This is a genomic window from Wolbachia endosymbiont of Drosophila baimaii (assembly GCF_028982185.1).
In the GTDB taxonomy this organism is placed as follows: Bacteria; Pseudomonadota; Alphaproteobacteria; order Rickettsiales; family Anaplasmataceae; genus Wolbachia; species Wolbachia pipientis.
In genome coordinates this window covers 1-10,113 of the sequence record NZ_JAPQLE010000128.1, presented here as the reverse complement: position 1 = coordinate 10,113, position 10,113 = coordinate 1, and the positions used below count along the sequence as shown (strand labels likewise).

The 10,113-nt window shown below is 34.6% G+C and carries 9 protein-coding genes and 1 pseudogene; all 10 read left to right on the top strand.

The features are described 5' to 3' along the window. Positions 1 to 368 precede the first annotated feature (368 nt). Positions 369 to 890 (top strand): cytochrome b, encoded by a 522-nt coding sequence (locus OZD66_RS04595; RefSeq protein ID WP_182367828.1) that lies wholly within the window; start codon positions 369 to 371, stop codon positions 888 to 890. Positions 891 to 895: 5 nt separating this feature from the next. Then, positions 896 to 1,924 carry an NAD(P)H-dependent flavin oxidoreductase gene (locus tag OZD66_RS04590; RefSeq protein WP_182367831.1) on the top strand — a complete coding sequence of 343 codons (1,029 nt, stop codon included), beginning with the start codon at positions 896 to 898 and terminating at the stop codon, positions 1,922 to 1,924. A gap of 123 nt (positions 1,925 to 2,047) precedes the next feature. Then, on the top strand, positions 2,048 to 2,440 hold the full coding sequence (locus tag OZD66_RS04585; RefSeq protein ID WP_259348561.1) for a hypothetical protein: 393 nt from the start codon (positions 2,048 to 2,050) through the stop codon (positions 2,438 to 2,440). An 11-nt stretch (positions 2,441 to 2,451) separates the two neighbouring features. Further along, positions 2,452 to 3,126 (top strand): hypothetical protein, encoded by a 675-nt coding sequence (locus tag OZD66_RS06035; RefSeq protein WP_410543764.1) that lies wholly within the window; start codon positions 2,452 to 2,454, stop codon positions 3,124 to 3,126. 395 nt (positions 3,127 to 3,521) lie between these two features. Further along, positions 3,522 to 3,782 (top strand): annotated as a pseudogene (locus OZD66_RS04575) (hypothetical protein); the annotation flags it as partial. 94 nt (positions 3,783 to 3,876) lie between these two features. Continuing rightward, positions 3,877 to 4,251, top strand: a complete 375-nt coding sequence (locus tag OZD66_RS04570; protein WP_182367854.1) for a hypothetical protein — start codon at positions 3,877 to 3,879, stop codon at positions 4,249 to 4,251. A gap of 44 nt (positions 4,252 to 4,295) precedes the next feature. Beyond that, the gene (locus OZD66_RS04565; RefSeq protein WP_182367833.1) at positions 4,296 to 6,650 is read left to right on the top strand and encodes a VirB4 family type IV secretion/conjugal transfer ATPase; all 2,355 of its coding nucleotides are present in this window, start codon (positions 4,296 to 4,298) and stop codon (positions 6,648 to 6,650) included. Then, positions 6,631 to 9,543 (top strand): hypothetical protein, encoded by a 2,913-nt coding sequence (locus OZD66_RS04560; protein WP_275022348.1) that lies wholly within the window; start codon positions 6,631 to 6,633, stop codon positions 9,541 to 9,543. Before OZD66_RS04565 ends, OZD66_RS04560 begins: the two co-directional genes overlap by 20 nt. A 121-nt stretch (positions 9,544 to 9,664) precedes the next feature. Next, on the top strand, positions 9,665 to 9,907 hold the full coding sequence (locus tag OZD66_RS04555) for a hypothetical protein (RefSeq protein ID WP_259348562.1): 243 nt from the start codon (positions 9,665 to 9,667) through the stop codon (positions 9,905 to 9,907). 33 nt (positions 9,908 to 9,940) lie between these two features. Next, a partial coding sequence (locus OZD66_RS04550; RefSeq protein ID WP_275022056.1) for an IS630 transposase-related protein occupies positions 9,941 to 10,113 on the top strand: 173 nt, incomplete at its 3' end.

The following is a 10,113-nucleotide window of genomic DNA, read 5'->3' as shown; positions in this document are numbered from 1 at the left end:
TAAGCGCGTTCAGCTTATTTAGATAAAAATCTAGATGTAGATGAAGTTTTGTAAAGACATACAGTATCTATATACTGCAAAAAATTGAACGTAAGACGCCGATACATTAAGTAATCCTTACCTTTTAATCTGCAGATTGGCGAAAGCAAATACAACAGCTTCACTATCATGATAAGGGCGCTGGCGAAGGGTGTCAAGTAAGTTTTGCATTTAATCCGTTTCTATGACTTAGATGCCAGTGCCTGCTACTTGACTCTCGGCTGGGTCGAATTTGTATAGCTACATTGTCGGTAAATCTAAATTGCTTTAATAATTTTGATTGAAAAATAGTTTTTCTACTATATAAATGCTACTTTAGAGTAATCAAAATGGAAGACAATAAATATAGCCTAGGTTTAAGAGTTATCCATTGGTTGATGGCTGTTTTTATTATCGGTATGCTTTGTTCTGGACTTTATATGAAAAGCTTACCACTTAGCAATGAAATTAAGTTCAACATATACGCTATTCATAAGGCTTGCGGTATCACTATTCTTGGATTAATCATAGTACGCATATTTTTTCGCGTCTTTACTTATGTTCCACCACTTCCAGCAAATTTTTCTCGGTTTGTAATCAATATAAGTAAAGCAGTACACTTTGGTTTATATTCTTTGATGGTGCTAATGCCACTATCTGGCTATGTCATGTCTTCTGCTTCTGGCAAACAGATCAAATATTTTTTTCATATCCCTTTGTTGATTAATCAAAACAAAGACCTAGCTAACACGGCTAATCAGCTACATTCGATGCTTGCATGTTTTATGGTACTCTTTATAATCTTACATATACTTGGCGCTTTGAAACACACATTTATAGATAAGCAAAACATTTTTAAACGTATGATATAGGTTATATGTTAAGTAGCCTCTGGAAAAAAGGAACAGACTTTCTTGGCAGTGAGTTTGCTATAATGGGTGGTGCTATGAGCTGGGTTTCAGAGAGAAACTTGGTCTCAGCAATCTCAAACGCTGGTGGTTTTGGTGTGATTGCATGTGGTGCAATGTTTCCAGACTTGCTAAAAAAAGAAATCATAGAGACGCAGCAATTAACTAATAAGCCATTTGGTGTAAATCTAATTACTATGCACCCAAAGTTGAGTGAGTTGATAGATGTGTGTATTGAAACGAAAGTGAGCCATATAGTGCTTGCCGGTGGACTGCCAACAAAGCCTAATATAGAAAAAATCAAGGGTGCAGGCATTAAAGTTATGTGCTTTGCACCAGCATTAAGCCTTGCGAAAAGGTTAGTAAAAATGGGAGTGGATGCGTTAATAATAGAAGGAATGGAAGCAGGTGGGCACATAGGGCCAGTTAGCACTTCTGTTCTTGCACAAGAGATATTGCCTCATTTTAAAAATGAACAAATACCAGTGTTTGTTGCAGGTGGAATAGGAAGAGGTGAAATGATAGTTAATTACCTGGAAATGGGAGCAAGTGGCTGTCAAATAGGTACATTATTTGTCTGCACTAATGAGTCAATTGCCCACAAAAATTTTAAGGAAGTGTTTATTAAATCGGCCGCACGTAATGCAATACCTTCTGTACAGATAAGTGCTGATTTTCCTGTAATTCCTGTAAGAGCTATAGCCAACAAAGCAAGCGATGACTTCATGAAGCGTCAAAAAGAAGTTATTGATGAATACCAAAAGGGACAGATCTCAAAAGAAGATGGGCAGCTTGAAATAGAAAAGTTCTGGGCTGGAGCTTTAAGAAGGGCAGTGATTGAAGGAGATGTTGAAACAGGATCTTTAATGGCCGGCCAAAGTGTTGGCATGGTTGATAGGGAAAAGCCTGTAAAAGAAGTAGTGGATATGTTAGTTCAACAAGCAAAGAATCATATTAATAGCAAATCTGTAGAAGTAGAAAGCCCAGAAAGCAAATAGTTAAGCGACCTTCCAATAAGCAAGTTGCCGCAATTATTTATAATATGGCATAATTGCCCAGTTTTAATGTAAAATTAACGCTAAAGAGGTATCTATACATTTTATTATGTATGGAGGAATGTTATGCACAGTCCCTTTAAAAAACCTAAGAGTAAGGAAGGAGATATTAACCAACAATTGAGCAACACTATATACAAAAAGGTAACAGCAGAAAATTATCAAGAAAATCAAGATGAGACTTCCAAAGAATGCAAAAGGTTGTTCAAGCAGGGAGCTAGTCCTAAAACATTGGCTGAATTGGAAAAAATACTGAGAGAACGACAAAATGAGCAGGCTATTGCAAAACACTTAGAGTCATCCAAGCAAGGAACTAGTCCTGAAGCATTAGCTGAGTTAGAAAAATCAGTGGGGAAAAAAAGAGAACATTATAATAATTATATCCAACACTTTCTTCCAGCGTTGAAAGCAGAAATAACAGAGTCAAAAAAACTAGACTCAAAAAAAAGGCAGCAATAGTACAAACAATTTTGGATATTACTAACAGGAGCAGCAGTGTAAGCTCAATACCAAATGCTGTTGAAGAAAATATTGAAGATCAAATGCAGCTAAAACATATTGAAGAGCAAAACAACACACAAGAAACACCCTTGAATGTAGCTGAGAAAAAAAGTGGTGATAATAAAATACTTAGTAATTCAGATGTTACAGAGGAAGTGTTTGAAAAATATAGCAAGGTTGTGAAAGAAATAGAGGAGAAGCAAACTTCTAAACTCAGTAGTGGCAATGATTCAGATAGTGGAATAGACTCACCTAGAACGAGTAAAGAAAGTTTGAAATCACCAGTAAGTAGCAGAAGGAGCAGTTTAACTTTAGTAACAAGCACTTCATCTGAGGAAAGTTTAAACTCAACATTGAGCTCTGTTGAAGGAGATAATGGCTTACAACCAGAGGATGAAGGAGAGACAAAATTAGCACACCTAACTAAAACAAGGTCCAAAGGGCCAAGTGGACGAAGATCTCCTTCTAAATATAATAAAAAGATTGAAGATCAAGTTGAGAAAGAGTCACCACAGATGTCATCCCAGTGCGTGACACTGGGATGGCTTTGTTGCATCGCTACTTATGAAAGGCTAACTATAGTTAGGATTATAAGTAACCTATTGAAAATCTTGTTTTTTTGCAATCAATCTGATCAAATTTAAGAATAGTAATTTATTATTTACATTAATAAATTTAATTCTATTGAAAATAGCTAAAGCATTGAAATTCTTGAATTTTAGCCGGATTAGTGAGTGGTAGTGAAATTTCTTTTACTCAAATTTAGGTATTCACTGACCGTTCTTGTTATAAATACCAGAATAATAAGCTACTGATATTCTCCATCTTTTTTATCTTTAATCCATCATAGCTAGCGATGCAACAAAGCCCACTGGGATCCAGAGAAAAAGAAAGTATGGATACAAATAGTCAAACTACTCAGATGACAGGCAGCCAGGCAAAAGATTCAATGCAACCCGAAGAAAAAAGGGACAGAAAAAACGCCATTACAATCGTGCAGAAATTTCCTTTGAATAAGAAAAAGGGTGAAGATACTCCACTTGAAAAACAACCCAATAACAGAAATCTTCACGTTGCATTTGTAGCAGGTTGTGCTCTCTCCACAATAGGGTGCATTGTTGCAGGAGCAATGACATCAGGATTGATAGGAGCAGGACTACTTGCTATGACTGCAGTGCTTGCTATAGCAGCAGTAGCTGAATTGCATTCAAACTTCCTATCAAGTAAATTAACATCCATTAATGTGAGTCCTCTTGTTGATGATAAGAGCTTACAGCATGTTCGCAGCGGTAAAAATTAAATATGTGTTACTTGTAGTGGATAAGTGAATTCAGTTCTTGCCTATTGATATAAAAGTTGTTATATCTGAGGAATGTTTAAAAGGTGTTTAGTTGATGCGCATTCAATTGAATAAAGTTTTGGTTTTTATAGCCTTATTAAGTTTCATTTTTGCATCATATTCTAGCGAAGCAAGTTTGGCGAGTGATGAATTAAAGGGTATACAAGAAACGGTAAAAAATTTTATTTCTTCATTTTCAGTTAAAGATACTGTAGAAAATATGAGTCCTTCAACAATCATAGGGTTGTGTATAGCTGCAGTGATAATTGCAGTAGTGTTCAGAGGTCTAATCTTTTTTATGATAATGTTTGGTGTACTGGTCCTGATGTTCGGTAGTACAGAAAAGGCAACAGACTACTTAAAAGAAAAATTTAACTTTGCAAAGGATATAAAATTACAATCCGATAGCGAAAAAAAAGATAAAAATTAAGATAGTGTTTTTATCTTTTTTAATTATCTTTATTGAATACGCATATGCAGCTAAAAGTACCAGCGATTAACTCTAAGTTTGAAAAAAAGAACAACTTAGCATTACTAGAAAGCATCGATTTAGATTTTGTTCCTTATGCTTGTCATTACGATGAAGAAACCATACTAACAAAACAGGGAGAATTGTTAAAAATAATCAAGTTAGAAGATTATTCTTCTGTTGATAACTACAGCGACCTCAGAACTGAAATTAGAAAAAGCATATCAAAAAATATTAATAGCCTGCATTTTACCGTTTGGATTCATACCGTTAGAAAGCGCAATAAACTGAGCTTGAAATGGAATAAAACTGAAGACTTCTCTGACAACCTACATTCAACGTGGTTTAATAAACTAACTGATAGTAAATTACAGTATATAAATGAACTATATATTGTAATATTGTTTAGCGATTTTGGCAAGCATACTAATAATTCGTTTTTTTTCAATAGAATAAAGAATAAGCATAAGTTGTCTTTACAAGAAAGCCACCAAGAGTTGCAAAAGATAACTGACTTAATTCACAGTGATTTAGGACCTTTTGGAGCTAAAAAACTGGGTCTAAGGTTTAGTGAAGGTAAAATATATTCTGAAATGATAGAATTTCTCCACTATATTGTTACATTAACGCACAAAGATTATCCAATACATGAAAGGGACCTGTCGCAATATATTAGAAATTTTAAAATAGCTTTTGGTTTCAATACGTTTCAAACAATATTTGAAAATCAACAGAAATTTGGCTCTATTTTCAGCATAAAAGAATACCGGGAAATCTCTTTAGGTAATATAGATAGATGCTTGCAGCTTGAATCTGAATTTATCATTACAGAAGTAATGATATTTACTAGTAATAACAAAGCAATAAAAGAATTTAAAAAACAAATCAACATGCTGCAAATTAGTGAGGATAATACCTTACTTAAAAGCTCAGGAATTGAAGAAATAATAGAGCTTGAAAAGACCTCTAGTATAGACTTCTGCCAACAGAAAATTATTTTTACAATATTTGCAGACGATAGGAATAAGTTAGCTGAAAGTATTAGTGATTTATCTTCTATAATGTCATTGATTGGCTTCATGATATTTAGAACTGATCTACATATGGAAAGTCATTTTTGGGCACAACTTCCAGGCAATTTTGCTTTTATTACGCAACCGAAAAATATCTTAACAAAATACGCTTGCAGCTTTGCTATGCTGCACGATTTTACGTCAGGTACATTAAAAGGAAGAAGGTGGAAAGAAGCGGTAACAGTTTTTTTCTCAAAAGAAGGAAATCCTTACTTCTTTAATTTCCATGGAAAAAGAAATAATGGCCATACTACGATACTTGGAGCTCCAAATTCAGGCAGAACCTCACTCATTAATTTCCTATTATCAGAATCAAGAAAGTTTAACCCAAGAATTGTCATATTGGATAACACTGGAAAGTCGATAATTTTTACTAAAGCAGTGAGTGGTAAATATTATATAATCGATCCGAAGTATAAGGACAAAAGCCTAAAATTTAATCCACTAAACATTGAAGATAGTGCTTCCAATCGCAATATGTTGGTTGAACTGATCAAAAGAATGGTAGCCGATACGAGCTTGGTGGACGTAGAAGAAAAGATAAGAAAAATTGTGGATTCTATATTTGCTATACCCAAGGAATCACGTTCTATTTCACAAATTTCTGAGGTGCTCTTGCTCCTTGGGGGTAAGATAAATAGATGGTGTGATGGTGGTGAGTTTGCTTACTTATTTCAAGATGGTGATGAATCAGATATTGACTGGGAAACAAAAATTATATCTCTCAACACCGCAAACCTCACAAAACGAAAAGAATGTATGTCCGTGATACTTTACTATTTTTTATATTCTTTTGAGGCAAAATGTGATGGCTCACCTGCAATACTTGTTTTGGATGAAGCATGGGAGATAAGTAATATTTTTCCTACAGAGAAAGAGTTTGATAACTGGATGCAAAGAATGACGGAACTAAATGTTGTGGTAATCCTAAGTACTGAAAATTTAAATCTCGCATTTGCTAGCAAATTTACTCAATATTTAGATAAACATGTTGATACAAGAATCTTGATGCCGAACGTCAATGCAAATAGATTATACATGAAAGCATTTTCTTTATCAAAAGAGGAGCTGAATATAATTCTGCAAACACCAACGCAGGAAGGTTTATTTTTGATAAAACAGTACAAAGGATTAGTAACTTTAAATTTAGATTTAAAGAATATGCAAGAAATACATGTACTTTCAGCTAACAAAGAGACTATAAAGTATATGTATGAGGCAATAAAGGAAAAAGGAGAAGAAGTTAATGAGTGGTTACCGGTGTTTTATGAAAAATGTAAAGCTTAAAGCTAATTTTTTTTTCCTAGTATTGATTTTGCTTGGTGCAAATAGTGGCCATTCTGATACTTGCACAGGTATATACACTCGTACTGATCTTGAAGCTGGGGGAAGCTCAATAGGAAAAGGTCTTGCGAACTTCTTTACTGGCAAGTGGGATGATTTGAATTTTGATCCTCATCTATTAAAAGAAATTAAAGTGACAGCAATAAAAGACCAAGGAATTGATGGTTATTTCAACCCAAAGATTCAAGTTTGCGACTATGAAGGAGGTAACTGTTATGTATTACCTAATGGAACGTCCTGCCGCCAGATATACGGAACGCAGACGAGCGGGGCTGGAATTTCTGCAGCAGTTTTTATCGACTGGGAAGGAGATAAAATGTTAGGTGATGGAAAAATTAAGGAAGGAATTGCGAAAGGTCTTGAGTGGGAGTGGGTAGATAATGTTACTAATGAAGAAAAAAAGAAATTTGCTAATTCTCCTAAAATATGTGCTTGTAGCCAAAAAGCGGCTTGTATAAGTGGTATTTTTGAATGGGCTGATAAAGTAGGTGAAGGAGCAAATATTTTTCGCCCTGGAGGAATGGAAAATGTTTGTGATACTTGCTATCAAAAAAAAGTAAAATGTGCTCCTATACCACTTGCACCTGGACCGCCTTCACTTTGCGAGCAACTTGCGATGTCACCTCCACAAGTTAGAATTGTTCCTATAACAGATAATGATTACTTTAATCCTGAGGTTAAGATAATCATTGGTGATCTGAAAGGAAGAGATGGGAAGATTGGAGAAAAATTAGATTTCCCTAAAGGGTATGGAGAAAATAAAGCTGAGTGGCGCTCTATTTTAGACAAAGATGGCATCACGTACTACTTCAAAACTTATAGAGAAAAAGATAAGCTCTGCGCTGAATACCTTGGAACTCAAAGTATAGATGAAAAAAATCCGCAGTTCGTCCGCTGTTTCCCGGCACCACCTGCTCCAGAGCCTGAAGTAGTAGAAATAGTACGAAGTAACGCGTCTGGAAAGCAGAGTGACACGTTAAAGATAAGAATGAAGATGAGTGAGAACACTTGTACTTATGAAGCACGTGGAACCTACAGTAATGGTTTATGTACTTTTAATGTTACCAACCATCCTGTAAATATTGGCCCTCTATCTTTAAAAGTAGTAAAACCAGCAATAGTAGCTAAAACGACTGATAGTAATAACAAAAAAAGTTATATTGATAATATTATAGAAGGTATATTAGAAAGTAATCCGCAACAATTTAAAGTTCTGAAAGAATATGGCTATGTTCCTGATATTGAAATGGAATGTAAAGAGTTTCAGGGGAATAAGTGCAAATTGAACAACTTAGGACAACCAGAAACAGAAGTAAAGTATAAAGGAAATTCTAACAGTAAAATGCTTTGTCTTTCTGGATGGCAGCCAGAACCAGAGGAGTTTGTTCTTGAAAGAGAAAATAAAATAATACCACTAAAATTAATGGGAACAAGATATACTAAATACAATGCTGTTTACTCCAAGGAATCAAATCAGTTCTATTATCTTCCAAGCAAGGAAATAGTTTACCCTTTGAAAGAAACTCAAGAGAGGTTGGATAAAATAATATTTAATAAGCAAGAGTATGTTTTCTTCCCTGATGAAAATGAGCAGAAGAAGGAAGAATGCAGTTATTGTGTGAAGAAAGATAGCAAAATAGGCGAAAAATTAAAATCTGGTGAAGGACTGAAAGTAGTATACAAATTGACGGATGTAGAGCATAAAGAAGGATGTGAGCAAGGTGATGATGGTTGCATCTGCTTTGATGGAAAGTGTAGCCGTTCAAAACAATATTTGAATAAAAATGAAGATGATAAGCCATTCTACTTAAGGTATGAGGAAGTGGATTGTAAAGATAAGGATGGTAAAGTATTAAGAGATGAAAAAAATGAAGTACGAAAGTGTACACAATTAAAAGATCAACTGATTAAAGCAAACAGAACGGAGGTCTTTTACGCTGATAAATTGTGTAGGTTCGATTTAGAAGGTCTCAAAAAGAAATTAAAAGAAAAATTAAAAGAGATAATCAAGGAACAGCTGAAAAATAGGAAACCAGATCTTGAAAAAAATAATGAAAAATCCTATGATCATAAAAATAAAGATGTTTATACAGATGACTTATCAATAAAATTTGATCGTATTAAAATAGAAGCGTGGGGAAGTGGTGAAGCAGGTCATATACAAGGTAGTGGCTGTGACAATCAAAAATGCCATTCTACTGAAAGCAGAGTAGGGATGCCAGGAGATTATATTAAAGCTAAACTGAAAATCGATCCTAATTATCCTATAATTAAGGTGCAAGTCACAGAGGGAGGGGGTAACCAGGAAAGTAACCTCTCAGATAAGGACGGGGGACCTGTTTTCATAGAAATGTGCAATTCGCAGAAGCAACATTGCCAGCAACTGATTACTGTTGCAGGTGGAGGTGAGTATAGAACATACGGTGGTAAGGGTTATGAGGAAACAGTAATTCATAAGCAAGATTTAAAGCTAGAGGAGAAAATTGTAAAGGCAGATAAACTGAAGTCTACACAAGACAATCAAATAGCATATATAGAAAATGGTGAAATCAAGTATGAAACAGTAGAGTGTGGAAGTGGTTTGAGAAGCAGTAGATCTGGTGCAGGTGGCTGCATTAATAAAAGCAAAGGAATTTATGGTAAAGGCTCTCCAGGGTATGTGAAGATTAGACCTATTATAAAGGAATTTGACGAAGAAGAAATAAATGCTGCTATTAAAAAAGTAATAGAGGATCTATACGATCTTGAAACTATGACTGATTTTTGGGTAGGGGATCTTAACGTGAATATAAGTGGGATAATTAAAGAGGAAGTCAAAAAAGAATTATCAAGGTAAAAAGATATAGCTCTGGAAATGATGCCCTCATTTTAATAATTAATTAAAGTAAAGCATGTAATAAATGATGTAAATGGTGTATCTTAACAAAAAGGTATAACGAATGTAAGGAGGGTGCTTTATGTCTCTAAAGAATAAAATTTCTGAGCTAATAGAACAACAGTTTAGCATTAAATACCATGACAATTATTTGGCTTACGCTATACATAAGTGGGCTGCAAGTGAAATATCTAATTCTATTGCTTTTTGCATAATTGGTTGTGGAAATTGCAAGATTGGATATCAAGATGTTGCAAAGTCATTCAACATAACAAAAGAAGAAATTGACCAAGGTATAGCTCTTTTCATAGAAGTCCGGATGTGATAAGATAAGGATAGACGATGATAAGGAGGTTGAGTGCCAGCAGCATATAGTTATGACTTAAGGAAAAAAGCAATGGAAGCGCTAGACGAAGGAGAAAGCAGAGAAACAGTGGCAGCAAGATTTAAAATTGGACGAACTACTTTATGGGAGTGGCAGCAAAGAAGAAAAGAAACAGGAGACTTTCAATCAAAAAAACTTGGAAATGG